The 25,790-nt window shown below is 41.0% G+C and carries 19 protein-coding genes and 1 CRISPR repeat array; of the genes, 12 read left to right on the forward strand and 7 right to left on the reverse strand.

The genetic code is table 11. From position 1 onward, the window contains the following. Positions 1–158: 158 nt before the first annotated feature. On the forward strand, positions 159–1,007 hold the full coding sequence (locus tag ACE1CI_RS13020; protein ID WP_413267981.1) for a PPC domain-containing protein: 849 nt from the start codon (positions 159–161) through the stop codon (positions 1,005–1,007). 100 nt (positions 1,008–1,107) lie between these two features. Here ACE1CI_RS13020 and ACE1CI_RS13025 read toward each other — a convergent pair whose 3' ends face one another. The 4 genes from ACE1CI_RS13025 to ACE1CI_RS13040 all read right to left on the reverse strand — a co-directional run bounded on the left by ACE1CI_RS13025 (position 1,108) and on the right by ACE1CI_RS13040 (position 4,929). Continuing rightward, positions 1,108–1,431 (reverse strand): hypothetical protein, encoded by a 324-nt coding sequence (locus ACE1CI_RS13025; protein ID WP_413267980.1) that lies wholly within the window; start codon positions 1,429–1,431, stop codon positions 1,108–1,110. A gap of 197 nt (positions 1,432–1,628) precedes the next feature. Further along, positions 1,629–2,621 (reverse strand): endonuclease/exonuclease/phosphatase family protein, encoded by a 993-nt coding sequence (locus ACE1CI_RS13030; RefSeq protein WP_413267979.1) that lies wholly within the window; start codon positions 2,619–2,621, stop codon positions 1,629–1,631. A 313-nt stretch (positions 2,622–2,934) separates the two neighbouring features. Further along, positions 2,935–4,185 (reverse strand): TIGR02221 family CRISPR-associated protein, encoded by a 1,251-nt coding sequence (gene csx2 / locus ACE1CI_RS13035; RefSeq protein WP_413267978.1) that lies wholly within the window; start codon positions 4,183–4,185, stop codon positions 2,935–2,937. A gap of 234 nt (positions 4,186–4,419) precedes the next feature. Then, positions 4,420–4,929, reverse strand: coding sequence for a hypothetical protein (locus ACE1CI_RS13040; protein WP_413267977.1), 510 nt, complete (start codon positions 4,927–4,929; stop codon positions 4,420–4,422). Between the two features lie 477 nt (positions 4,930–5,406). Further along, positions 5,407–6,915: a CRISPR direct-repeat array (repeat unit 36 nt; unit sequence GTTTCCAACAAAACGACTTACCCCAGTCGTCGGGAG). A gap of 351 nt (positions 6,916–7,266) precedes the next feature. Between ACE1CI_RS13040 and ACE1CI_RS13045 the strand changes: the two genes are divergently transcribed. From ACE1CI_RS13045 to ACE1CI_RS13075, 7 genes are all read left to right on the forward strand, one after another. Continuing rightward, positions 7,267–8,820 (forward strand): Cas10/Cmr2 second palm domain-containing protein, encoded by a 1,554-nt coding sequence (locus tag ACE1CI_RS13045; RefSeq protein WP_413267976.1) that lies wholly within the window; start codon positions 7,267–7,269, stop codon positions 8,818–8,820. Further along, on the forward strand, positions 8,796–9,797 hold the full coding sequence (locus ACE1CI_RS13050; RefSeq protein WP_413267975.1) for a type III-B CRISPR module-associated Cmr3 family protein: 1,002 nt from the start codon (positions 8,796–8,798) through the stop codon (positions 9,795–9,797). The genes ACE1CI_RS13045 and ACE1CI_RS13050 overlap by 25 nt, the downstream gene beginning before the upstream one ends. 100 nt (positions 9,798–9,897) lie before the next feature. Then, on the forward strand, positions 9,898–10,494 hold the full coding sequence (locus ACE1CI_RS13055) for a hypothetical protein (RefSeq protein ID WP_413267974.1): 597 nt from the start codon (positions 9,898–9,900) through the stop codon (positions 10,492–10,494). Further along, the gene (locus ACE1CI_RS13060; RefSeq protein WP_413267973.1) at positions 10,495–11,376 is read left to right on the forward strand and encodes an RAMP superfamily CRISPR-associated protein; all 882 of its coding nucleotides are present in this window, start codon (positions 10,495–10,497) and stop codon (positions 11,374–11,376) included. It begins immediately after the preceding gene. After that, positions 11,376–11,861, forward strand: a complete 486-nt coding sequence (locus tag ACE1CI_RS13065) for a hypothetical protein (protein ID WP_413267972.1) — start codon at positions 11,376–11,378, stop codon at positions 11,859–11,861. The genes ACE1CI_RS13060 and ACE1CI_RS13065 overlap by 1 nt, the downstream gene beginning before the upstream one ends. A gap of 2 nt (positions 11,862–11,863) precedes the next feature. Beyond that, entirely contained in the window at positions 11,864–13,585 is a 1,722-nt protein-coding gene (locus ACE1CI_RS13070; RefSeq protein ID WP_413267971.1) for an RAMP superfamily protein, read from the forward strand. 816 nt (positions 13,586–14,401) lie between these two features. Further along, positions 14,402–14,623 (forward strand): WYL domain-containing protein, encoded by a 222-nt coding sequence (locus ACE1CI_RS13075; protein WP_459564159.1) that lies wholly within the window; start codon positions 14,402–14,404, stop codon positions 14,621–14,623. Between the two features lie 221 nt (positions 14,624–14,844). Here the strand turns inward: ACE1CI_RS13075 and ACE1CI_RS13080 are convergent, their stop codons facing one another. Further along, complete coding sequence (locus ACE1CI_RS13080) at positions 14,845–15,324, reverse strand: cupin domain-containing protein (RefSeq protein ID WP_413264304.1); 480 nt, start codon at positions 15,322–15,324, stop codon at positions 14,845–14,847. Between the two features lie 155 nt (positions 15,325–15,479). On the opposite strand from ACE1CI_RS13080, the gene ACE1CI_RS13085 reads away from it, so the two are divergent. Both ACE1CI_RS13085 and ACE1CI_RS13090 read left to right on the forward strand, forming a co-directional pair. Next, positions 15,480–16,031: a protein kinase family protein gene (locus ACE1CI_RS13085; protein WP_413264303.1), complete on the forward strand. Its 552-nt coding sequence runs from the start codon at positions 15,480–15,482 to the stop codon at positions 16,029–16,031. Positions 16,032–16,056: 25 nt separating this feature from the next. Further along, positions 16,057–16,182 (forward strand): hypothetical protein, encoded by a 126-nt coding sequence (locus tag ACE1CI_RS13090; RefSeq protein WP_413264302.1) that lies wholly within the window; start codon positions 16,057–16,059, stop codon positions 16,180–16,182. A 135-nt stretch (positions 16,183–16,317) separates the two neighbouring features. Here the strand turns inward: ACE1CI_RS13090 and ACE1CI_RS13095 are convergent, their stop codons facing one another. After that, positions 16,318–21,687, reverse strand: coding sequence for a trifunctional serine/threonine-protein kinase/ATP-binding protein/sensor histidine kinase (locus ACE1CI_RS13095; protein ID WP_413264301.1), 5,370 nt, complete (start codon positions 21,685–21,687; stop codon positions 16,318–16,320). Between the two features lie 251 nt (positions 21,688–21,938). On the opposite strand from ACE1CI_RS13095, the gene ACE1CI_RS13100 reads away from it, so the two are divergent. Then, a complete protein-coding gene (locus tag ACE1CI_RS13100; RefSeq protein ID WP_413264300.1) occupies positions 21,939–22,253 on the forward strand; it encodes a GUN4 domain-containing protein in 315 nt (104 codons plus the stop codon). A 122-nt stretch (positions 22,254–22,375) separates the two neighbouring features. On the opposite strand, the gene ACE1CI_RS13105 is transcribed toward ACE1CI_RS13100, so the two are convergent. Further along, positions 22,376–22,711, reverse strand: a complete 336-nt coding sequence (locus tag ACE1CI_RS13105) for a hypothetical protein (protein WP_413264299.1) — start codon at positions 22,709–22,711, stop codon at positions 22,376–22,378. Positions 22,712–23,050: 339 nt separating this feature from the next. On the opposite strand from ACE1CI_RS13105, the gene ACE1CI_RS13110 reads away from it, so the two are divergent. Next, positions 23,051–25,696, forward strand: coding sequence for a CHAT domain-containing protein (locus ACE1CI_RS13110; protein ID WP_413264298.1), 2,646 nt, complete (start codon positions 23,051–23,053; stop codon positions 25,694–25,696). The last annotated feature ends 94 nt before the right edge of the window (positions 25,697–25,790 follow it).

Genomic DNA, 25,790 nt, shown 5'->3' on the forward strand with positions numbered 1-25,790 from the left:
GCTTAATTTATATGAAATCCGCTTAAAGTCTTGTCAGAAAAATAGATACTACTCCTCGCGTAGAGGTGCTTTAAAAATAGGTATTTAATAGGATTTCATATTACTCTGTTTGATTTCAAATTACTCAGTTTGTTTGAAAATAAGAAGGATGTTTTACTATGGAAACCATACCTTTAGTAGAGGTACCAGTAATTGATGTACCCATTTCTGAAGTGCCTATTTTTACTCCAGATCTCCCTCTATTTATAGATGAAGACCGCGATCTTGGTGTAGTGAATGACCCGCAAAAGGTAGTAGGTTATCTCAATGAAACCGATACTACTGATGTTTTTTCTTTTAGCCTTAATGCTACTAACAATCTCAATTTAGCACTGACTAAAATCACCGCAGGTGATGATGCCGATCTGTCTCTTTATAAAGATGTAAACGGCAATGGTGTACTTGATAAAGGTATTGACTCATTCATAGGAAGTTCCTCGCGTGGTAGCAACGCAGATGAAGCGATTAACTTGCAAGCTCAAACAGCTGGCACTTACTTTGCTGAGGTCATGCGTTACGCTCCGGGTAGCATTGGTTCTGTGCGTTATAATCTCAGTTTATCAGCCACACCACCTGGGCCTTTTACTACATCGCCGAGTAACTTGTTGCCTACAGAAGTTGAGGTGGCAAATCTGAGTGATAGCAGTAAAACTCTTTATGGTTCAGTAGGCAATAGTAACACTGCTGATGTTTATCACTTTAGCTTAGGGCCTTCTACTTATGGCTATTCGTTCCGGCTTAACCTCAGTGGGTTAAGTAACGATGCTGACGTGCGACTGATAAAAGACTTCAACAGTAATGGTATTGTTGATGTAGGTGAGGAACTGGCTCGCTCCCAACAGGGTGGCACCAGTCCTGAATCAATTAGCCAGAAATTGCTTCAAGGTGACTACTTCGTTCAGGTTTATCAATACAACGGTGATACCAGCTATCAGTTAGATATGAGTGCTAGAGGTATCATCGGTTAAGCAGTTCAGTTGTCTTCAATTTAGAAATAGTTGGCAAGATAATCAACGAGATTAAAATTGCAGATTGTCAATTGACAGTCTGCAATTTTAGAATTAGCCATTACTTTGCGACTTGCTGTAAAGAAAAGCGGTGTAAAGGGAGAATGATTACACAACAAACAGTCAAAAAGTAAGAGATAGCTGCCGTTATTTGCAGGCTCATCACTAAAATATCCCAATTAGGTAATTGCAGCTTTTGAGAAAAATCAGCAACGCAATAAACTATCCAGTAGGTGAAGATCATCAAAAATAGCGATCGCTCTGTCTGTTCTGTCTCATTTACCTGAGTTTGCTTCTCACTATTAATCAACCAAAGCCCAGCAATAGAGCCAATCAAAGAAGCTAAAAGTAAATAATCATGCCAGTGCAAATTTTCGATTTGCATATCCTGTTTATTCCAAAAATTTTAATTGGACATCAGTCTAAGGGATTACAGTTCGTAAAACAAAGCAATAGTTACAAAAATAAATACCCCTTAACACTTTGAAATCTAAAGCGGGTTCCCCGATTTCTAAGAGAAGTGGGGGAACTCCTTTGAAGTTTTCTGAGCTTTGGTTATCAGAAATCCGCCGTAGGGGAGCGTCAAAAATCAAAAGTTGCTGTGACAGGTGCATGATCTGAGCTAGGTTTGCCGCGTCGTTGCGTTGGCTCATCGTTGACAGAAGGTAGTATGTTTATAAAATCGACATAGCTATCTACTTCCGGCAATTTCCGAGGCTGACCAAACAATTCCTGACTGACAAGAATATGATCGATTAATTCTTTATTGTTTTGATAAATCCGGGAATAACGTCTGTTTTCGGGAATCAATGCAGCTAGATTAAATAACCTAGTGTCATCTCCCTTGTCTGGGATATTGAAGCCGCTTGTACCAATTTCACTCCCAGTTGGGCCTTGCAAAATTTGAGTAGTTGCCGCAGATGGCACGTCATTCAAATCCCCTAAAATGATTAGTCCCTGTTTATTATTGTTCTCCAGAATCTGGTTTGCTTTAACACGCAATGCCACAGATTCGGCTGTCCGCCTTAAAAGTGCTAATCCAGCAACTTGGCTACGTTCGTTCTCATTTTTAGGAGCGAATCGTGCTTTTCCTGTTGATGAGGGAAAGGTCAGCAGTTTAGATTTTAAGTGTGCATTGATCAGATGAATGGGGATACTTTGTTTAGGTTTAACCAATATCCGAAGTGCACCCCGACCCATTTTATTAATTTCTGTTACGCTTTCTTCAGTCACAAAGCCAAGTACTTTGATCAAACCACCTTCAGGAAAAGCTTCTATATCTTCATTTTCCTCAATTTCTAGTTTGGAAATAAAGCTAACACGAATTCCGCGAGCATCTGGCGATGTAGATACACTCTTGTATGGATAACGTCCTTTTAAAAGAGCAACAAGTTCTTCGAGCGCTTCCAAACTGCCTATTTCTTGAAGAGCCAGTACATCAGGATCGAGATCCAAAATCACATTAGCTAAACTGATTAGCTTTTGCCTGTATTCTTCTTGTGTTTTGGGGCCAAAGTCACTACCGACTAGAAATAGATTCTCTACATTCCAAGTCATGACTTTAAACTTAGCCATGATTACCTCCAAATATTTTGAGCTTTTTTTTGCTAAGTATATTTACGCGCTCATTTGTTAAACGATCGCGATGCCTTTGATTATGTGTACCACACAGGCGATGCTTTAGATAGCAACGTCCAGCGGCAAAAACCCCAATTTCAAAGAAAAGTATGTCGAAGCTAGATCTCATCTTAGCAGCTTTCACCATGTAGGTCATGCGATCGCTCTAATTTTACCAAGTAAAAATTAGTGGCAAGGTTTAATTAATTTCTCTGTTCATTGGCGCTGGCATCACTAAATCTTTCAATTCCCTATTTTGATTTCCTTCCTCTTAATTACCCATTGTTTTGGTGAGGAAAATTTGTTTGGCTTGCTGATAGTATCGATCGCCATTGTCGATCGCATTCCCCACCCCTGCCCTTTTTTTATCTATTAAAGCATGAGCGATGGCTGTCCGAATCGGATTTACTTGAAAGTAAAGTTGCGCTAGTTCTCGATTTCTATTATCAGGATGATGTAAGAAATCTTTCATGGCGTTGCGATCGTTTTCCGAACCCGGATTTTTTCCTTCTAGTTCACAAAGATAAGTGATGATGGCTTCGGCAAGTGTTATATAGCCTGTGGCATAGCGTTGATTTTCAAAGTACCAACCTGCTAATTCTAATTGATATTCAGCTTCAGAAATGGTACTGCGGGTAAATTTTTGGGCGAATTTTTCTAAGATTCCTCTGAGATAATTAAAGGGCTTGCTTTGCGAGGGTTTGGCTAGAGAAGTTTTTAAGGCTGTACTATTTTGTTTGATAGCGTTGACATAATTGATATTAATTGATTGGGATAGTAAAGCAATGCGATCGGCTAAAGTAGTTTCTCCCTGTTCCCTCAGAAGTTCGGCAATTAAATCGCCATTACCATAGTTTTTTAAGCTATATGCTCCTTTAATCCAAGCGGTGATTTCAAATAAGGGATTTAAGTCTACTACTGGTGTATAGTTTAGTTCCGCTGTTACGTCGAGCATTCCATAAAAAACTCCGGCTATTTTTATTTGCTTTTCTGAGAGCAGTTCTTGGATAAATGTCACGGTGAGAAATTGGAAAACTGATAAGGAACGAAAGGAATGGGTAATATCAAGGTAAAGTTCATCTCCGGTTTCTAGGGAATCTATTACTTGAATGATTTTGTCGAAGTTTGACCATAATTCGGCTTGGTCTAGTCCATAATTGATCAAGATACAGCGGGATTTGGCTCCTAATACTGATTCGATTAAGGATAAGTCTAATGAATCAAGGGGACTGCGATAATCTAGTTGGGCGATTTTATCAACTAATTGGCAATAGTAATTTTCATCACAGTTGACGTTTTTTTCTTGGCAAAATGTCTCATAAACTTCTTCCCACATTGATTTGACCGTGCCAATAAAGATGATTCCGTCTAGCTTTAAGTGTTCGTAAAGTACTGAGGCGATAAAGCTTTTTTCGTAATCTTTGCCTTCGATTCGATATGTAGCGGTTCTGTATTTTCGGGTGGCTGAGTTGTTTCTATTCAGTGAGCCACTTCCTAGCGGTGAGATTAGTATTTTAGCCATTGGTTGTCCTAGAATTTCGTTTTTTCGGTGGATGTTTGAGAGTAGGGACACGGCATCATTAATATTGGCAACTCTTGCGTTATATTTTGAATGCCGTGTCCCTACAATTTCCATGAAAAAGGCAAGTATTTAACGCAAGTTTGTCCTGTGCGTCAGACAGAAAAATTTGGGCAAGTAACAGTAATTTTTAGTTCTGACGCACCCTACGGATGATAACTGTTGGTGATGAATTAGTCATACCTCAGCTGATTCAGTACTATTTTCTGTAATTGGCTGAGTTAGTAACACTTCATCAACTCGATCGTTAAATGCTGCCGCTAGTTCTTTGCTATTAATTGCTATAGCACTTTCCTGCCATTCATGAATCAGTGCTTCGAGATTATCCCATGCTTGAGGGTCTGAACTTGCAAGGCGGTAGGCATTCTTTACTTCTGCGATTAGTTCGCGCAGTTCGTCATTATCAAAAGCTTTTACCCATCCTAATGGATGTTCGGAACTGATTTGCTCTCCTAAACGCGATCGATAAGCAACGTCGATTAGCTCAATCACAACTTGGCTCATCTTAGCAGCTTTCACCATGTCGGTTATGCGATCGCGTCGCAGCAAGGCAAAGTGTTGCTCGTTGCGAGTGATGGTGACAGGACGTTCCCAAGCTTTATCTAGAACTCGTCCCGGTTGCTGATTCAATTCTGTTGCTGTGATTAATTCATCACCGTAAACACTAGCTGACGCTTCAATAAGCATAGTCGGGCTGCGAAAAGGTTTTTTTATCGATATATGTAGATTATACGTAGTCATCGATCTTCAGTAACTCGAATCGATCGAACCTGTTCCTAGCGGTGAGATTAGAATTTTAGCCATTGGTTGTCCTAGAATTTCGTTTTTTCGGTGGATGTTTGAGAGTTTTTGACTTGGCTAATCTGGGTTTTTCCTGGGGTTGGGAAATTTAGATTGCCAAGTCTTTTGAGTTGATTTAACTCAGTCGTTAGAAGAAACTTCTTTCTGGACTGAGATCTTGCATTTGTGCTGTTAGCCCGCCCGGAAATCAATTCCTTAGCTAATAGCTCAAGTCCATTAAAATGGACTAAAAGCATAAGAATTCTTAAATATTTAGTCCTATGATAGAGGAGTTTAGCTATTAGCCTGCGAATTGATTCGCAGGCGGATTTTGGGGCTGGTGCAAGATCTGAGCAGTCCAAGCTTGAGGACTGGCAGATCAAGGTTTCCAACAAAGCAACTTGACCCAGTTGCTGGGAGGAATCGGGAGCGACTCATTGTTGTTGGCATCTCCTACGTTTCCAACAAAACGACTTACCCCAGTCGTCGGCAGTTAGTTAACAACTTCCGTGACGGCAAAGACTTTTTACGGTTTCCAACAAAACGACTTACCCCAGTCGTCGGGAGGATCGATAAAATCCTCATAAACCAGATCAGATTCAAGTTTCCAACAAAACGACTTACCCCAGTCGTCGGGAGTTAACAATCACAAATCGTTGATTATCTTTGCTAACTTGTTTCCAACAAAACGACTTACCCCAGTCGTCGGGAGTGCAAATAGAGTAGCGCTGGAAGCTAATCACAAACCGGTTTCCAACAAAACGACTTACCCCAGTCGTCGGGAGAGATAATTCAGCCTACTATCAACTTTTTAGTGCAAGTTTCCAACAAAACGACTTACCCCAGTCGTCGGGAGACTTAACCGTGCAAAGGTTGGTTTCTGATGAATGTTTCCAACAAAACGACTTACCCCAGTCGTCGGGAGATAGATCCAAATATAATTGTTAGTTTTACCGAAGCCTTTGTTTCCAACAAAACGACTTACCCCAGTCGTCGGGAGAATAGATATTTACTACGCTGGCGACCAAAGATGGATGGGTTTCCAACAAAACGACTTACCCCAGTCGTCGGGAGTTAAGTCCAGAACAGGTAGCGAACCTATTACCTAAACTTCCCGTTTCCAACAAAACGACTTACCCCAGTCGTCGGGAGTAATTTATTTTGTTCTTGTTGCATCATCAAGCTTTGAGTTTCCAACAAAACGACTTACCCCAGTCGTCGGGAGAAAAGATTACCTACCCCCCCATAAAGAGATTAACTCTATTAGTTTCCAACAAAACGACTTACCCCAGTCGTCGGGAGACCTTAACACCTTTTGGTATTGGCATCCTCTCTGATTTAGTTTCCAACAAAACGACTTACCCCAGTCGTCGGGAGTCCTTAGATTCTGCGCTTTTAGAAACTGTCCCATTAATAGGTTTCCAACAAAACGACTTACCCCAGTCGTCGGGAGTCATAAATGATAAATTAAGTATTATCTATGATTTATTATCGTTTCCAACAAAACGACTTACCCCAGTCGTCGGGAGAGCGAAACGGGTAGCTGAAAGCATTAAGACCCAATTGGTTTCCAACAAAACGACTTACCCCAGTCGTCGGGAGTGCATCCCCGTCAAATTTCAATGGAACGTAGTTGTTGTTTCCAACAAAACGACTTACCCCAGTCGTCGGGAGAGCTAATCAATAATTTAAAAGGCGATCGCCACACAACGTTTCCAACAAAACGACTTACCCCAGTCGTCGGGAGCCGCAGCAGATGCTTACGATCGTTTAGTTGAGCAAGGTTTCCAACAAAACGACTTACCCCAGTCGTCGGGAGTGTTAGCAGTTCCTACCGAAGAAATCCCCCGGCATTTCGTTTCCAACAAAACGACTTACCCCAGTCGTCGGGAGTGCTATCAATAGAACCCTTACCCAGCATACCATTGAAAACCGATTTGCGAACCCCCCAAAATTTGTGACCACAAATTAACGAAAACGCCGAGAAAAAATCGCTCAAACCCTTACCAGACAAGGCAGCGACCGCCTCAACGAAAGAATCGCACTTTCCGGGATTTTCTCACCCCCTCGCCAAAAACTTTTTAGTCGATCGCAATTCTTAGAGTATAAAGGGGAACTCTAGAAAAAGACAAGGTTAGCCTTATTCACCTAACTTTTTTTTGGGAAAACCCCTCTTCCAGACCACTGTTAAAGTAGCAAGACCACTAAAAAACCAAAATAGCAAACCAGAAAAAAATCAACTTCATGTCAGACACCACCTACACCGCTATTACCTTCGCCCCAGTGCAAGGTTTTATCGAAAAATCCCGCAAACTGCGAGACTTATACGGTAGTTCCTTTATCCTTTCCTACCTTGCTTATGCTTTGTGCAAAACTGCCGAACAACAAAATTATCAGGTAATTTCCCCAGCGATCATTAATGTAGTGCAGGGAACGCCTAACCAGATTATCATTGCTGGAGATTTCTCGCGCCCGGAAGCAACTGCTGTGTTTAACCGCGCTTGGAAAACACTTACTTGCACTTGTCAGCATTGGATCGAAAAGCAGATTTCCCAAAAATATCAATGGCAGCGAGAATGGGATTTATGGACAAATCATGCTTGGGAGTTCTTTTGGGCACAAGGGGAAACTATCAGCGAGGTGCGGAAAAATTTAAACAAAATTAAGCTAAAACGGGATTGGATTGGGATTAATTGGATGGGCGAAAGTTCGACTTTATCGGGTACAGATGCGATCGCCTATCCCGCTATGAGTCGTTCTATGAATGCACGCGATCGCGATCTTAGCGCTGAAGATCAAGAAATTCGCCAATTTTATCAGCAACTTAGTGAATTAAAACCATTAGGAGAAGCTTTTGTCGAAGAAAGGGAACAATTGAGTCTACCCGAACTGATTAAGCGACTGATTACTTATCATATTATTGCCCGACAACTTAATCTTAAAACTGAAGAACTTCCTAAAGTCGAAATTCCAGACAAATTTACGGATCTCGATCGTCATCAAGATAATCGATGGACAGGTTGGTTTCAAGGGGATGGCGATAGTATCGGTAATCATCTGCAAACATTTAAGGAAAAGAATGACGAAGCGGAAAAGTTAAAAGAATTTAGTAAAGCGATGTTGGAATGGGCAGAAAACCAGTTAAAACCTTCCCTTCCTGAAGATTTAGGTCGGATTATTTATGCAGGTGGCGATGATTTTCTGGGCGTTTTTTATCGTAACGATGGTAACTTGTCAGCGCAAAAATGCCTGGATTGGTTTTATCAATTCCCTCAAGTTTGGCAGAAACACGGAGTACCAATTACCGTCAGCGTTGGTTTTGTTTGGGCGGCGGGTGGTGTACCGCAGCGAGATATTTTACAACACTGTCGGGAAGCGGAAAAGTCTGCGAAAAAACACGGACGTTCCCGCCTTGCTTTGCGGGTAGTTTTCAATGGTGGTAACTGGATAGAATGGGTTTGTCCTTGGTGGTTTTTGCCAGAAGTGTTGGGGGGATATGGCGATCGCAATGATGGAAAAAATTGGACACATATATATAATGATGTCGCAGTTTTAGCATCCCGTCACGCCTTCGAGGGAAATCAATCTCAAGTAGCTTTAGGTTTGTTTGAAGTTTATTTTGGTGCCAAAAATCGCCAGAAATTATGTAAGCATCTCTGGGATTTAGAAAAAGATAAAACTGGAATTTTGGGGAATCGAAAAGAAGATTGCCCAAATGTTGATGCTGCTTTGAATGATTGGATCGTTAACCTTGCTAAAGTAGGTTTTCACTTATGTCAAGAACTTTCGAGTATCTGATTATTATCGAACCCCTTGGTTTTCTATATGGTAGCGCCGGAAGGTTTCTTTCTCCAGAAAACTTAGTCGGTCGTTCTGGTAATAGTTTCCCTCCCTCTGCTGCTACAGTTTCCGGGTTATATGCTGCTAATTACCATCAAAATGAATTGTCAAATTTGCGAATTGCTGGCCCTTTTTGGGCATTTAGTAATAATTTGCAAAACTTTTTTGTTCCCGTTCCCTTTAACTTTTTAGTAGCAGATGGTAAAATAAAACATCAGCTAAATTGGTATGCAAATCTGCAAGAGTGGCAAACAGAAACAGGTGAGTCACCCATTGGCAAATTTGACAAACAAGGTAGTTGGATCGGCATTAAAGAATGGCAGAAACCGCAACAGGTTTTCGGCAAACCTTGGGAATATTTACCCCATTTACACCCGCGTTTGGAAATAGGAGAACGCAAGGTAGATGTAAATAGCGATCGCGGTAGTCTCTTCCTAGAAAATGCCGTGCAAATGAATCCGAATACCTGCTTAATTTACCTTAGTAATACCGAACTAGCAAAAGGTTGGTATCGTTTCGGTGGGGAAGGACATTTGGTAAATGTAGACTGGGTGAAAATAGATGAGGATACGAAACAATTACTCAACCAACCAGTAGGCGATAAATTTGCTTTAATCACCCCGGCAATTTGGGGTTCCAATCGTCTATCATACCGCGAACCAATGATTTTTCAAAATCACCAAAGCGAGGTAGCTTGGAAAAGCGAAACCTTTTTAACCGATCGACCAATTCCCTATCGCTATCGACTAGGCGGAAAAGGCAAAACTAAACGCTTATCTCGTGGTCGTTACGCTGTCCCCGCAGGTACAGTTTACCTATTAAAAGAACCCCTGAAAGAACCTTGGCATAATTGGCCGGAAACTTGGTTTCCCACTGAAGGTTATTCCTTCCAACGTTGGGGTTGTGGTTTAGCATTACCACTATCTATAAAATAGGGAAAACTGTAGTTGTAGGGTGCGTCAGACGATCGATCTACTCGACAGCACCAAGGTTTGAAAATTTGACGCACCGCTATAAAATAGGGAGAAAAATCAAATGGCGTACAGTGATTTTACCTTAGAAAAAGTACAAAAAGCTTTTGATTTAACTATTTCGGAAGATGTAGATTTGTTTGCCAATGTTCCTCAGTTAGAACCTAGTCCGTTACTTGGAGAATTTTTACAGGACAATGCACAATTAGCTCTAAAAATTAATACGGAAAAAGCGCGATCGGAAATGATTATTGCGCCAATCTTACTGGATTTAAGAAAACAGCTTGCCTCAAAAATCAGCTTGTTTTCAGGAGTAGATTTTAACGTAGATTTAGCACAGGGTTTAAACGGAACCTGCGACTATATAATTAGTAATTCTCCCGAACAGTTATTCGTAAAATCGCCTGTAATTGTTCTGGTAGAAGCTAAAAAAGAAAATATTGTCGGAGGTTTAGGTCAATGCGCTTCTGAAATGTTAGCGGCTCAAATTTTTAACGAACGGGAGGGAAATGAAGTTCCAGTTATTTTAGGAGTAGTTACTTCGGGAAATATTTGGAGATTCTTGCAATTGTCAGAAAAACAATTGCGAGTTGATGCCACAGAGTATTATCTCAAAGATGTCAGTAAAGTTTTAGGAATTTTTGCCCAAGGAGTCCAATAAATGTATCACAAAGCTTACGGAATTATTGAAGCATTAGCACCCCTTCATATAGGTGCAACCGCCGGAGAAGAAACGGGAAATTTAAACTTAATTTTCCGCGATCAGTTTACACAAACTGGGATTATTCCTGGTAGTTCAATTCGGGGAAGATTTCGGGCGGATATGCGCGGAGAACCTGCAAATGGCGATGTTGCTATTTGGTATGGACATGAAGCAATATCGGGACAAAAAGATGGCGGAACAACCGAAGCTGCGGTTAAATTTGAATATGCTTCTTTAGTGTGGTTGCCTGTATTTTGTCCAGGTCAACCTGTGGTTTGGGTAAGTTGTCCGTCACTGCTGAAACGTTACAAACAAATTACTAAAATTGATGCAGAAATACCGAAACCTTATACAGCTGATTTGGAGTTACAAGCGCGAGTTGTACCGGGAACAACTGAAAAAGTTTTGTTCTTTAACTTGGGATTTTTGGGAATTGAACATCAGGAAAATTTAGCAGTTTGGTTGCCTGTGGGAACTGATTTACCAAAGAAACAATTGGTGGTAGTTGATGATAACGACATTTCCATGTTACATGATATGGCTTTGTATCGCCAAAGCCGAATTAAAATGCTGGATGATATGAAAAAAGTAGATACGAAAACAGGTGCTTTTTTTAATGTGGAAGCTTTACCTGTGGGTAGTATTTTGGTGTTTCCCGTAGCTTTGAAACAACTAGGTTGGCAACCCTTTGGAGAACAGAAAGCTAATCAACCTTATGCCCAAGAACTTTATTTTGGCGGGTTGGAATCGATCGGGTTTGGCAGATGTCAAGTGACGCTAGCAGGTGAAGCTTTTAATCAGAAAGAAATGGCTATTTCAACACAGGAGGTTAATCAATAATGGCTTGGAAAACTTATCGTTTGCAATTAGAAAATCGAGAATTGCATAGTTTGGATGAAATTGCCCAAAAGTTGGTTTTAGATGCTAGGGAACGCGATCGCGATTCCTTAAATCAATCTTTTAAAATGCGGGAAGCAGTTGCTTATGGTTTAGAACGTTTTTGGGGCGAACATTTGCGCTTATTAGCTAAGTCCAAGCGAAACAATGATGAATTTGATTGTAAGGCTAAATATTGGCTAGCTACTTGGAATGCTTTAGTCGGAATTATGCACCAAACTGGGGTAATTATTCCTAATGATGCAGTGAATATTGATGATGTCAATTCTGTGAAAACAATGGCGGGGAAATTGTGGACTTTGAATTTAGAAGACCAGCGAATTACTTTAGCGGTGTTGACTCAATTGTGTGATGCGATCGTCTGGTGGACGCAACGTTATAAAGGTTCTAAAACTTTGGTTAACGATCTGGATGATGGAGAAAATTAATTATGGTAAATATCAAGAATGCTGCTAACTTAGTGCCATTGATGTTTCAGGCGCAAGTGAAAGGGCGATCGCAACTTCAGTACATTGATTCAAACAAAGCACCAGAAGAACAAGATTCTTATAAATGGGCAGAACAATGGACAGAAAAAGCTTATCCCCAACCGCCAGAATTTGGGGAAAAAACTTCGACAAACACCTATCAAATTCAATGGCGTTTTGTGACTAATGGCGGACAATTTGAAGGCATAATTTTTCCGGCGCTTGGTGCTTTTGGCTTACCTTTTTATCCAGGTAGTAGCATGAAAGGTGCGTTTTGCCAAGCTTGTACAGAGGAACAGAAAAAACGCTACCGTTTGACTAAAAATGGTGATGAACCGAGTTTATTACGGTTTCATGGTGGTTATCCGATCGATGATTGGAAGCAAAATTTAGTTGATATTGTTCATCCTCAACAAAAATGGCAGGTGAAAACATCCGATACTAATCAAAAGCCTAGTGGTGAGACAGGTTTTGCTTTGATTTCTTTAGATCGACCTGCGATCGAATTTGGGATTTCTAGTTTATTACCGGAAACTGATTGGCAGGAAATTTGGCAAATTTGGGAAAAGGCATTAGGTTATGGAATTGGTTGTCGTACCAGTAGCGGTTATGGAATGCCGAAAGCACGTTTAAATGAACAGGGAAAAGTTGATTCTCCGATACCAGTTCAAGGAGAAGTACTCTATAAAGTTTACTTAAAAGGACAGGGACAAGCGCCAACTTCGATCGATAAAACTCCTGAATTTCGTCCGAATATTTTTCGGGGTAGTTTGCGGGGGCATGGTTTGCGAATTTTTGGGGGTTTAACAAATTCCGAAACCGCAGAAAAGTTAGTGGAAAATTTGTTTGGTGGGGTGGAAGATGGGGGAACGCAGGGTTTATTAACTTGTGTTTTTCAAGAGTCCAATTTGCAAATAAATCGGTTTAGTGATGGATATGATGAACCAATTTACAACGTAGAAGGGGAGTTGCGTTGGTTATTAATGCCTCCCCGGAAATTAGATGAAACTAAAAAGGAGGTGTTGCAAAATTTATTAAGGTCGTTAATGCAGTTTGCCATGCTGTTTGGTGGGTTTGGTAAGTCATGGCGACGATCGGACCATCGTTTATTTTATCAGGATTACTATCAGGGCGATCGCGCCAAACCTCTGATTGGTTGTCATTGGAGTTACGATAAAAAGTCTTGGCGAAATGGGGCAAAAATTTTTAATTTGAATCGCGTTGCGCCGTTTATTGATGAACTCAGAGATTTGGCAACTCAATGGATGCGTCTGCATAACCTAGAACCCGATCCAAATCGCTACTCAAAATGGCGGGAAGTATGGCATCCTAAAAATGTGCAAGTTTGGGGACGGTTAGCTGAAGGGAAAGATTCCGAGGCGATTCAATGGCTACACGAACCTTATCAAAAAGCGAATCGGCAATTTAAGGAAGTTGAAAGGAGTATTAAGCAATCTTCTGTGACTGGTCAAATTAGTCAAGTTGGTCGGCTTTGGCATCGGATGTATCCTGTAGTTAAGCTGGTGGAAGATCCCAATAATCCGGGGAAAAAGATCCCCAAGTTAACTCCTAATTATCTGGAATTGTTGACGATTTTTCCTGATGATTCCCCAGAGTGCCAAGATTTTCTCGATTTTCTCAAGACTAACCCAGAAGGGTTTCGCCAGCTTTGGCCCGTTTCGTAAAATCCAGCTGTGCTTTTCAGGTGTGTCGATCGCTCAACTCTGTTTCTCCATCCGCTAAAATTGCCCCAAATCCTTACCAGATCTAGTTTTGTCTGCTTTGCTGAAGTTAGCTACTGCGATCGACGCACCTATTTACCCCCCATCCTCGCTGTTTGAGTGGAGGTGTGCAGGTAGGTCTAAAGCACTGACTTCCAGAGGAATCGAAAGCGCTCAAACTATTGTTCTATCTAGCTTTTGGTAAATTTGGGGAGTTGAGGATAAGCGATCGACACACCTCTGTCTATTCCCAAAACCCACAAAAAATCGTTAACCTGCGTCGATGCCTTGTCTGGGCTGCATTTGAGCTATGTTATTGACTCCACTTTTACTGCCGATCTACAATCTTTTTACTAGGTGCGTCGATTTGAGGTCCCAAACCCTCTCTGGGTAAAGGCTCTGCGGCGAACTCCCCACCGATTGGGTTAATTCGGATTAGTTGGAAACATAATACCGATTTAGCTCATCGCTGTATTTAACTCCCCACCGATTGGGTTAATTCGGATTAGTTGGAAACCAGTACTTGTTCTTCAAGCTGAGAAAGCTGTTCCCCACCGATTGGGTTAATTCGGATTAGTTGGAAACACTAATTGCCAATCATTTGGGTCAATCTCTTTGGTGAACCCCACCGATTGGGTTAATTCGGATTAGTTGGAAACCGTTTGACAACTGTTCAAAAGCCAAACAGTTGTCAAACTCCACCGATCGGGTTAATTCGGTAGTATCGAAAAAGAATACCGTGCCGAAGCTTGGAGATTTGATTTTTACAAACCACAAGAATTGCTGTTACTGCGGTTCGATCGCTATTTCCATTCTCGTTACATTGAGGGAACGGAACGGGACGAATTATTTACGAAAATACCTTATAACTATGCTGAATCTCAGATTATCAATGCACGAATAGACTCAGAACAAAAGTCAGAAATTTTAAAGGTTTTCTATTCTCGTTCTCCTGAAGATATTTACTGCCGAATTAATTATCGCACTGACGATAATAAGTAGGTAGATGTAAATAAAGTGAAAACCAGGGCGGGCAGGATGCCCACCCCACAAGAAAGCTGTAACTCTTGTGGGGTGGGCATCCTGCCCGCCCCATCCTCATATAACTATTATCACTTTATTTATTTGCACCTACTTAATGTAATTAAAGGAAACGGGGTTTTCCTATTGTTAGGTTTTGGCATTCACAATGCGAAGGTGAACTAATTTAACCTCCCGAAAATTCAATATGGTTGACCATCTTTATGAGTAAATTGCCATTTCCCATCTACCAGCATCGCTTGTAGATCGTCATCAGGATAAGTGACTACATCACCGGAGGTGCGATCGCCAATTTCTAGGTAAACAACTTCCTCATTGGTATTGTTGATTAAGTGATGGGCATTACCAGAACCAGCCGGAAAACCTGCACACATACCAGGGGCTAGCTGTTGTGAGCCTTCATTTGTAATTAATGTGGGACAACCTTGCAAAACATAGATAAACTCATCTTGGGTAGTATGGGCATGGCGAAGAGCAGATGATGCCGATGGCTTTAATCGTGTGAGGTTAACACCAAAATTCTTTAGACCAAACAAATCGCCCAAAATGCGTTTCTCTTTTCCTTCCATTCGGCTAGCAAATGGTTCTGGGTAAATACTTTTCTTCGCACGGGGATCTACTTCACTGGCTGTAATTGCGATCGGATAGTTGCAGTCTGACATATCATTATTTGTAAAAACAGATAATTTGTTCAGTATATAACAGATTTAAAAGTAGATATTCTCATCAGTTAAAAGATAAAACATAAACTAGCATCGCCACAGCTAAGAGGCATAAACTAAACTTACTTATTTGTTTATGTACCCGGATGAGAAACATGAATAAAAATTTAGCTGTTATCTTGGGTGAACTCCAAGCACAAATATATTGGTTGCATGATGCTCTTGAGTTTACAGAATTAGCAACCGCCGCCGCTAATATCTATACAAAACTTGGCTATAGTCAACAACAGTCAGCAACCGCAGGTAAATTAATCAGTGAAGCATATCAATTAGCTGATGATGCCGATCGCGCTTATCAAGCAGGTGATTACGATCGAGAATTGCAGTTTTATGAAGAAGCTAAAGATAAATTGACTCAAGTAGAAACTACGCTCAATTACCCAAATAGTATTGCCATACATCAAATGCAATGGTGGCGACACTTTCGACATAAACAGAAATTACAAATTATTCTACACTTGTTTTTACAACACTTAAAGGCTGTAGGGTTTGTTCATTTATTTACGGCGATTAAACTGACATATTTTCTTATGGAAATATGTAGAGTTCACAAACAGCGCGATAAAGAAACCACCAAACGCAATGCGATAAAATACTGGGAAGAACTACTGAAAACTAAACCCCAACAATACCCTTATCTTGGGTAAATTTTAGTTGTTAACAGTTAATTGAATGCGATCGGATCGGTTACGCCAGAACCAGAGCGATCGCAAAAGTTTTCGATTTACTGAAACTGTGATTAACTGCGATCGCATTCCAGTATTTTGGTCATCAACTAAACATTGGAGTTTAGACTAAATAGCCTTTTTAGCGGGTTTTAGTTCTCTCGGACTCTACCAATAGAGTTTTTGTCTACCAAAGAACCTCTACTGGTAGCTTCCGGGAGAATTACTCTAAACTCCAGTAACTATGGGAAAGCCGATTCGATCGTCTTTATGATGGTGAGATTGGCAGTCGGATGCAGAACTCGGTTTTGCAACCAACTGTTGACTCGACTTCGATCGTCCCCTGATGTTTTTCGACGACGATTTGACGAGCGATCGCTAACCCTAGCCCCGTACCTTTGCCGACAGCTTTGGTCGTAAATAAATGGTCAAATATTTTGGCTTTGACTGCCGATGTCATCCCTTGACCATTATCAGCAATCCGAATTTCCACCTGGTTATCTACTAAGGATGTTTGAATGCTAATTTGATTGGGACTTGCCTTGATCTGTGCAAAAGTTCGTCCCATATTTGATTCCTCTACCGCATCGATCGCATTAACAATAATATTCATAAATACCTGATTTAATTGACCGGGAAAGCATTCAATGTCAGGTAAATCACCGTAATTAGTTATTACTTCAATCGCTGGACGTTGTTCGTTGGCTTTCAAGCGATGTTTGAGAATGAGAATGGTACTATCGATACCAGCGTGAATATTAAATGGCACTTTTTCATCTCGATCGGCACGCGAGAAAGTGCGTAAACTGGTGCTGAAATTTTTTAATCTGTCGCAGGCTATAGACATGGAATCTAGCATTTTGGGCAAGTCTTCTAAGCTATATTCCAAATCAATTTCTTCAGCATGATCTATAATTTTATCAGTTCGATCGGGAAAACTTTCTTGATAGAGTTTTAAGTGTTCGATAATATCTATGAAGGTGGGTTTAGCTTCTTGGAGACTCGCAGAAATAAACCCCAAAGGATTATTCATTTCGTGAGCGACACCAGCAACTAAGTTACCCAAAGTAGACATTTTCTCGCTTTGTACGATCTGTAATTGAGCTTGTTGCAAGTCTTGTAATGCTTGTTGGGATTTTTGATAAAGTCGGGCATTCTCTAATGAAATGGCGGCTTGGGTGCAAAGTAGATTCAGGATTTCTACCCGATCGCTAGTAAACGCACCCACTGTTAAATTATTTTCGAGATATAAAATGCCCATCAACTTCCCTTGGTGTAAAATTGGGCTGCACAAAATACTCTTAGGTTGCTGATGAATAATATAGGGATCGTTGGCTAAAGTTGGCTCTGCTGTCGCATCCACTAGCACCACAGTCTGCTTGTTGTGCTTGACTTTATAAATGAGCTTCAGGGGAATTTCCTGACTATCTTCAACCGGAATCCTTTGCAATACTACTGGGTCGCTTCCCTCAGTAATTGTTCCTTTAATTAGCAGGCGCTCATCTCGCCACAGCATTAACACGCATTTATCAGCCCCCGCATTTTCCATGACGATTCTCAGCAACGATGACAGGAGTGTTTCTAGTTCGATTTCGCTGGAGATAGTTTGGGAAGCTTTAAGAATGGCAGCTAAATCTAAAGCCACAGAAACACTAGTACTGGATGTGGCAGTACTCGCAGAGGTGACGGTTTCCATAGCGAAGATAGTTTCGTCGGTGGAAAGGGTCGAACGGCTTTGCTGTAATATAGGGGCGAGTAATTGGGAATAGCGTTTTTCTAAGTCGGCGACTTTGGCTTTGGCACCCCAACGGGCATAACAATAGTAGGCTTCTTGCATATATATTTGAGCGATTTTTTCTTTATCCCAATTGAGATAAAATTTAGCGGCTAATTCATTTGCTAAAGCTTGTTCTTGAATATATTCGTTTTCTTTGGCTCCCAAAATTGCCCGATCGTATAGCTCAATGGCTGTGGATTTCTGTCCTAAAACTCGACATTTTTCGGCTTCTACGAGATCGACCTTATGCTGGTGATTCATGGGAGCATAATCCGCCCAATGCTGTAACTTATTTTGGTTTTCTGCCACCCGTTCTAATAGAGTCGATCCTTCCGATGACGGTTGACTCAATAGTGCTAGAGCTACCAAAGAATCATAGAAATAAAACCCAGGTTCGGCAACTGTTCCCGCACCCGCCATAAAATATTTTCTGCATTTAAAGGCATAGTTATTAGCTGGCTCAACTTCCCCAAACAAAAAGCAAAGCATCAACTTATACGAATAGAAAATATATAATCCACATATATCGTTTGCAGACTGCAACCGGGGGAGAAATTCTGTCTCTTGAAAAGCCGATCCAGACAAAATGGTGGGATGCTCTGCCAAACCGAGTAAATTTAAAATAACTTGCCAATAAATCAGACAGTAATTAGCTGTTCCCAATTGCTTTAGTTGCACTAAAGCATGGTAGTAAGTGCGTGTATCTTCCTCCAAGTTAGCCAGCGGTTGACCGCACCAAGAAGAAATCCAACAGAAATTGTGAACCGCATATCCAGAGTATTCCAGGTTTCCAACTTCTAGCCCAAGGGTATAACTCTCACTCAAGAGGGGTAACATTTCTTTGAGGTGAGATTTGCGGTGGAGGATATAACTTGCCAGCAGGAAAAATACTTCCAATTTAGTTGCTTTATCATCGAACTTTTCTGCCACATTCAATGCCAAATTTCCAAACTGTGCAGCTAAATCTATATTCTGCATATTACAGAGAACTAAGCTGTAACAAGTATAGTTACTAGCAGAAAGAGATATATTGCCATGTCGCAGGAATAATTTGACTAACAAGGTAGCTAGTAATGGATACAAAAGAGATCCACGGGTGTAAGCTGCTCCCATGATGCTGCTGGCAATCTGGGTAATGGCGATTTTATTTGCATCTGTCATCACAGGAAGGTAGACAAAATCTGCAATTTGGCGATCGCCAATCAATTCCCTAATTTCTTGGATTGATTGTTGAATATCTTCGGGTGTGGGTGATTCGGTAATGTTTGCGCCCAACTGTTGCAAGATATTGATGCCGATCTCCAGCACTTCATTGAGTTGGCGTTGGGAAGTCTTACCTTGAATCCTAATGCGGTAAACATTGACTTGTTCTAGCAACGAATGTGCCTGTTCGGTGACAATATCGATCGACTTTTCCATCGCCTCAAAGTCACCGCATAGCATGGCAACTTCCGCCGCTAATTCATGAAAAGCAAGGCTCATTTCATACTGCTGTTGCCAAGGATTTTCTCCCAATAAAGACAGTCCCACTGTGGCATATTCACGCGCTGCTTGATAGGCGGTGGCAGTTCTAGCTTTGCGACAGGCGGTGAGGTTAAGTCGTGCTAGTTCATTTCGTTGTGTTTGTTCGCTAATTAAAGAAGTTCCATAATTTAATTGATTGACTATTTCAAAAATGCGTTCTTCTCTGGCTTCTTTTGAAACTTGTTGCAGGAGTAGTTGACCAATTTGGTAATGAGTTGCCTGTTTTTGGCGATCGGGAATCAGAGCATAAGCTGCTTGTTGGACGCGATCGTGTAAAAATTTATATGTAACAGTTTCTTGATTTTCTGATGTAGTTTTTGTGGTTTCCTGCCAGACGTAAAACTTATAAAAATCACCGATCGGTACGATAAATCCTTCTTGTAATGCTTTCCATAAACTGGCTGCTGTTTCGATTTGAGATTGTTCTGAAACAATTGCCAAAGTTGCTAAATCAAAAGTGTTACCAATGCAAGCTGCTAGCTGTAAAATCTGTTGAGTTGATGGCTGGAGTTTGCGTAATTGAGAACTCATAAAAGCTACAACGTCATCTGTCACTGCTTGAGTTCTTATTTGCGTGATGTCGCATTGCCAACAGCCTAACTCAAAATCAAATTGAATCAGTCCATCTTGATACAATGCTTTGAGAAACTGGGTGGTAAAAAAAGGATTGCCTTGAGTTTTTTGATATATTAATACCGAAAGATTACCAGCTATATCTTCTGAAGTTTTGAGCGTGTCAGCAATTAATTTATTTACTTGTACTTGACTTAACGGTGCTAAAGTAATCGTATTAATTGTCGATCGTGATTTAGCAATGTCACTCAAAGTTAACATTAATGGATGACCTGGGTAGACTTCGTTATCGCGGTAGGCACCAATGATGAAAAGATAACCCGTATCAGCCATTAATAGCTGCATTAAGTTCAAAGATGCTGAATCTGCCCATTGCAAATCATCTAAAAATATCGCTAAGGGATGTTCTACTCTGGTAAAGACTTGGGTAAATTTTTGAAATAATAAGTTAAAGCGATTTTGCGCCGCCGTTCCTGATAATTCTACTACTGCTGGTTGCGGGCCAATAATGCTTTCTAATTCAGGAATTACTTCAATAATTACCCGTGCGTTTTCTCCCAGAACTCCTAAAATCTGTTGTTTCCATTGTTGAATCTGGGCATCGCTTTCGCTTAATAATTGTCCCATTAAATCTCGAAAGGCTTGGACAAATGCCGAAAAGGGAATATTGCGCCCAAATTGGTCAAATTTGCCTTTGATAAAATATCCTCGCTGTCTGACAATTGGTTTATGCACCTCATTGACAACAGCAGTTTTCCCAATTCCAGAAAACCCAGCAACCAGCATCATTTCTGTTGCGCCAAGGCTGACTCGATCGAATGCTTGAAGGAGGATTTCTACTTCGGTTTCTCTGCCATAGAGTTTGTCAGGGATGATGAAGCGATCGCACAAATCCCGTTGCGCGATCGGGAAGGTTTCAATTTTACCTTTTGCTTGCAATTGTTGCCAGCATTGTTCTAGATCCCATTTCAGTCCTAATGCGCTTTGATAGCGGTCTTCAGCATTTTTCGCCATCAATTTGGCTACTATTTCTGATAGGACGGCAGGAATGTCTGGATTGATTTGATTAACTAATTTTGGCGGTTTGGCAATATGACAATGCACCAACTTCATAGGATCGTTTGATTGAAACGGTAACTCTCCTGTCAATAATTCGTAAAAAGTTACACCTAATGAATAAAAATCAGTCCGGTAATCAATTCCCCGATTCATTCTGCCAGTTTGTTCGGGTGAAATATAAGCTAATGTTCCTTCTAGTACATTCGGGTTTAATAGGGTTTGGGTTTCTCTGGGTAACAGGGAAGCAATACTAAAGTCGATTAATTTAACTTCTTTGGTTTGAGGATTAATCAGAATGTTGCTGGGTTTAATATCTTTATGAATTACCCGTTCTCGGTACAACAGATCTATGGCATCGCACAGAACTAGGGCGATCGACAAAAATTCTGGCAGCAATTGGGCAGGTAATTTTTCCCGAACTTGGAAATAATCAGACAAAGAAACTCCCCCAAAGTCTTCCATTACCAAGGCATAACCATTTTGGTAAGTTTGTAAACTATAGGTTTTGACAATTCGGGGAGAATTTAAATTTTTGGCAATGGTATACTGATTGCGAAATTGGACTAATTCACTGAAATTTGGATAAGGATTTTTCATTAATTTAATGGCGACTGGTAAACCATCAAATTCTCGTTCACCTCGATACACAATAGTTCTCGAACCATTGTACAGTTGTTTGTTGAGTTGATATCCTGTTAGATTCATTATGATTATTCTCTTACTTGCCAATGATTTATTTCTGAGATTTACTAAATTTGAAACCTAACAAGTTAGGGAGATAGATTAACATTTCTTTTTTGATTACCTGGATAACTATTATACAAAAATTTTGGAAAAAAGTAGTGAATTTAGCTGTTTTATAGTGGATGGCAAGCAAACAATGTCCCGACCTGCGATACTCAACAGTTTTGCTTGTCTTAGTAACGTTTGCTTTTTTATCTTAAAATTGGATACCAATGAGCGATACGCTCATCGGCACGCTACGCGATCGCAGTGCACGTCAAAGCTTACGTCCATCACAAATTCGGGTGTTGGAGCAATTTCTGATTGCTCAAATTCCAAGCCGTGATTTGCAGGTTATTAATCAACTATGGCTGAGTGCTAGTAATGGAAAATTCGGCTTTTCGGTACAAAAGGAAATCTATCAATCTGTGGGTAAAGATTATCAGCAATTAGGCGATCGCGTTGGTTGGAGAGTCAACCGAATTTGGCGAGTCAATACCAAGTTATATGTATCCACGATATCGGGATTGGATTGGTACATTGCTTGAGCGTGTCGATGCTTGTGGAATGTAGGATTAAAGGCTATTAATTAGTATTAACAAAGTGCGATCGTAGATCCATATATTCGCTGCTGTTTACCTAAATTCAGTACTGATTTTTAAGCGTTTAGCTAAAAAAGTGTCAACTGAGTGTATTTTTTATCTTTAAGGTCTAAAAAGCGCTGTATTATTTTATCCCACTTTCTTGCTAATTTAGGGATTTTAAGGGTAAGGACTTTTCTGGCAATAATTTCTGCTCGTCTCCCAGAGACACCGTAGATTGCAATTCTTTCTTTTGCTCTAGCTTGTGAACCTTCACGGCCAGAAATTGGTGGTGCTATTTGATCGCAAAGCTTTTGAATCCATACCATCATTTCTAGAGTACCAACGAAAGTTAAATTAATCCGAAGCCCTCGTCCCTTTTCAATTAAACTGACACAACCATCTCCATCAAAGTAACCTGTCATAAAAGCTAACGATTGATTCAAGTTGAGGCTGGCGGGTGGCTTAAGGGTTAAACTCTTTCTCCTAGTAATATTGAAATTTCGGTATAGTAACTTACTTTCCGAAGAGTACCCTTAAGGGTACTGTCTCATCGATTAAATCTTTTATAAGGTGAAATTGTCAAACAAATTGTGTGGTGAGGGAAAAACCTTCTAAGAAATTGCATAAGTAAAACTTGGTTTCACCTATTAAATCAGAGGAAGAGTTCATTTGACTGACATTTCTTCTCACACATTTTTTATTTTTGCTGACAACAGTTTAATGACATTTAACTGATGAGGGATAACTCGTTGAGGCTGACTATGAACGAAGAACAATACCAACCCTATCTCAATCTGATTGATGTTCTACTGAGATGTTCCGATGGCGAAGAAGCAGCGATTTTGAATGCTAATCAAGACCTGATAAATGCTGAGTTAGTGCAGATAATGCTACAAATTGCAGCCAATCTGAAAGTGCAGGGAAACATAGATGCTTCTAATCGCTTAAGGAACATCGCTGTTCAGCTATTAGTTGCTATGGGAAATTATTTCTTACAGAATCAGAATCTTTCGCAAGCTAGAGAGTTCTATGAGCAAAGTTTGACTATTGTTAAGCAGATAGACACCAACATTGGTAGGTTTCTACAGGTAGACATTCTGAATAATCTGGGAAACTCTTACCATCCCCCGCATGACTGGAACTTAGGCAAAGCAATAGACGTTTGCAAAAAGAGTTTGGACATTGCTAAGGAGATAGGCTATCGCCACGGAGAGGCAATTGCTCTAACCTGTATAGGAAAAGTTCATTATTCGGCTCCTAGAGAGTGGAGGAATTTTCCTGAGGCAATTAGGTGTTATGAGCAGGCTAAAACTATATTCCAAGAGACAGGAAACCTCCAAGGAGAGCTGAATGCTCTGTACCATTTGCAAGATTCTTATAATTACACGAGCAATTATGCCCAGGCAATAGAGTGCAACCAGAGGCGTTTATCCATTGCGCGGGACTTGAACGATAGCCTTTTAGAGGCTGGAGCTTTATTCGATCTGGGAAGGAGTTACGATGCCTTGGGTCACTTGCAGAAAGAGAAAGCGAAAAATTACTACGAGCAGAGCTTGGAGATTGCCAAGATTATAGACAGTGAATCTTGCTGGTTGCAGATACGTAGTCTGCAAGGTCTGGGAAGCTATTACAGGGTTAAGGGGTATTTAGCTGATGCAAAAAAAAATTACCAAAAGAGTTTGGAAATTGCTGAGAATATAGGCGAAAAACAGGGACAAGCCAATGCTCTACAGGATTTGGCTGAAATTTACTATGATGAAGGAAATTTAGAGCAGGCGTGGAATTACAACGAACAGAGCTTGGAGCTTAAGCAGAAACTCGGGGATCAGATCGGTACAGGGAACTCTATAGGCTTTCGGGGAAGCATTTGTCTTGTACGAGGCCAATATATCGAAGCGTTGAAGCACTTCGAGCAGAGTTTGATAATCATGGAGCAACTCAAAAACTTCTCTGGAAAAGCAAGTACTTTGACTGATATAGGGCTTGCCTACCTATACTTAAATCAAATCGAGGAAGCAGAAAATAGGCTACGCGAGGGAATTGAACTTTGGGAGCGCGTTCGGGGAAGATTGGGCGAGCGTGATGACTTTAAAGTGTCAATCTTTGAGCAGCAAGCTAGAACCTATCATTTACTGCAAGCTGCCCTCATTGACCAAGAGAAACCCTTGGCAGCTTTGGAAATTGCTGAACGTGGTCGAGCTAGGGCACTGGTGGAGTTATTGAGCAAGGAGTTAGAGGGGCAACTCGCTGAAAAAACAGAAATTACTTCTCCCACTCTCCAGCAGATTCAACAAATCGCTAAAGAGCAAAATGCCACCTTGGTTGAATATTCAATTTTGTGGTCAACTTTATTTATTTGGGTTATTAAACCCACTGGCGAAATTGCCTTTCGCCACGTTAACCTCAAACCTCTATTGCAGGAATTTAATACTTCTCTAGAAGATTTGGTTGCGATCGCCCGTCAATCCATTGGTGTTAGGGAAACGCGCTTTGTTGGATCGGCTGAGAAAGAAGTGTATAGCGAGGTCGATCGAGAAAAACGATTAGATCAACTTTATCAAATACTCATCGAACCTATTGCTGACCTTCTGCCAAAAGATGCAGATGAGCGGGTCATTTTTATCCCGCAAAACAGCCTGTTCCTCGTTCCCTTCCCAGCCCTCACAGATGCTTCTGGTAAATATCTGATTGAGCGACACACTATCCTTACGGCTCCTTCTATCCAAGTCCTAGAGCTAACTCGCAAACACCAACAACGAGTTCAAGAGGTAACCGGGAACGATGTACTGCTAGTCGGTAATCCTACTATGCCGTTTTTTAAGTCTCACCAGTTGAGTTCTCTTCCAGGAGCACAACAGGAAGCTGAAGACATTGCTCCGCTTTTGAAGACTAAAGCGCTTATAGGTGATGAAGCTACCAAGGTTGCCATTGTCGAGCGGATGCCAACAGCAAGAATTATTCATCTAGCAACTCACGGGTTACTTGATGAGGCTGAGGAATCAAAGGTGCCAGGAGCGATCGCCTTAGCGCCCTCACAAACAGATGATGGTTGGCTTACGGCTACAGAAATCATTAACTTAAAGATGCTGAAAGCTGAGTTAGTTGTTCTGAGTGCTTGTAACACTGGACAGGGAAGATTAACAGGAGATGGTGTGATTGGGTTATCTCGCTCCTTTATTTCTAGAGGCGTTCCCAGCGTGATTGCCTCCCTGTGGTCAGTACCAGATGCTCCCACTGCCTCCTTCATGGTTGAGTTTTATCAAAATCTGCAACGTCGTCTAGACAAAGCCCAAGCATTGCGCCAAGCAATGCTAACGATCAAGGCAAAACATCCCAATCCAGCGAATTGGGCTGCTTTTACGCTCATTGGTGAAGCCGAGCAAGCCCTTTTCCAGGAAACTGCATAAGTTGCGCTGCGCTTGGTGTCATTTATTTTCTTAGTTCAGTAGAACGGTCAAAGCAGAGAACTAGGAACAGCTGTTAATACCTACAAATTTCAGG

The sequence above is a fragment of the Floridaenema flaviceps BLCC-F50 genome (assembly GCF_041929275.2).
GTDB classification, from domain to species: Bacteria; Cyanobacteriota; Cyanobacteriia; order Cyanobacteriales; family Aerosakkonemataceae; genus Floridanema; species Floridanema flaviceps.

Excerpts from the sequence above, each read along its gene's own strand:
- ACE1CI_RS13065 (WP_413267972.1), top strand. The coding sequence starts at position 11,376 with ATGGCTTGGAAAACTTATCGTTTGCAATTAGAAAATCGAGAATTGCAT.
- ACE1CI_RS13050 (WP_413267975.1), top strand. The coding sequence starts at position 8,796 with ATGTCAAGAACTTTCGAGTATCTGATTATTATCGAACCCCTTGGTTTT.
- ACE1CI_RS13105 (WP_413264299.1), bottom strand. The coding sequence starts at position 22,711 with ATGACAGGTTACTTTGATGGAGATGGTTGTGTCAGTTTAATTGAAAAG.
- csx2 (WP_413267978.1), bottom strand. The coding sequence starts at position 4,185 with ATGGCTAAAATACTAATCTCACCGCTAGGAAGTGGCTCACTGAATAGA.
- ACE1CI_RS13025 (WP_413267980.1), bottom strand. The coding sequence starts at position 1,431 with ATGCAAATCGAAAATTTGCACTGGCATGATTATTTACTTTTAGCTTCT.
- ACE1CI_RS13055 (WP_413267974.1), top strand. The coding sequence starts at position 9,898 with ATGGCGTACAGTGATTTTACCTTAGAAAAAGTACAAAAAGCTTTTGAT.
- ACE1CI_RS13090 (WP_413264302.1), top strand. The coding sequence starts at position 16,057 with ATGCGATCGGATCGGTTACGCCAGAACCAGAGCGATCGCAAAAGTTTT.
- ACE1CI_RS13080 (WP_413264304.1), bottom strand. The coding sequence starts at position 15,324 with ATGTCAGACTGCAACTATCCGATCGCAATTACAGCCAGTGAAGTAGAT.
- ACE1CI_RS13070 (WP_413267971.1), top strand. The coding sequence starts at position 11,864 with ATGGTAAATATCAAGAATGCTGCTAACTTAGTGCCATTGATGTTTCAG.
- ACE1CI_RS13110 (WP_413264298.1), top strand. The coding sequence starts at position 23,051 with ATGAACGAAGAACAATACCAACCCTATCTCAATCTGATTGATGTTCTA.
- ACE1CI_RS13060 (WP_413267973.1), top strand. The coding sequence starts at position 10,495 with ATGTATCACAAAGCTTACGGAATTATTGAAGCATTAGCACCCCTTCAT.
- ACE1CI_RS13040 (WP_413267977.1), bottom strand. The coding sequence starts at position 4,929 with ATGCTTATTGAAGCGTCAGCTAGTGTTTACGGTGATGAATTAATCACA.
- ACE1CI_RS13020 (WP_413267981.1), top strand. The coding sequence starts at position 159 with ATGGAAACCATACCTTTAGTAGAGGTACCAGTAATTGATGTACCCATT.
- ACE1CI_RS13100 (WP_413264300.1), top strand. The coding sequence starts at position 21,939 with ATGAGCGATACGCTCATCGGCACGCTACGCGATCGCAGTGCACGTCAA.
- ACE1CI_RS13095 (WP_413264301.1), bottom strand. The coding sequence starts at position 21,687 with ATGAATCTAACAGGATATCAACTCAACAAACAACTGTACAATGGTTCG.
- ACE1CI_RS13030 (WP_413267979.1), bottom strand. The coding sequence starts at position 2,621 with ATGGCTAAGTTTAAAGTCATGACTTGGAATGTAGAGAATCTATTTCTA.
- ACE1CI_RS13045 (WP_413267976.1), top strand. The coding sequence starts at position 7,267 with ATGTCAGACACCACCTACACCGCTATTACCTTCGCCCCAGTGCAAGGT.
- ACE1CI_RS13085 (WP_413264303.1), top strand. The coding sequence starts at position 15,480 with ATGAATAAAAATTTAGCTGTTATCTTGGGTGAACTCCAAGCACAAATA.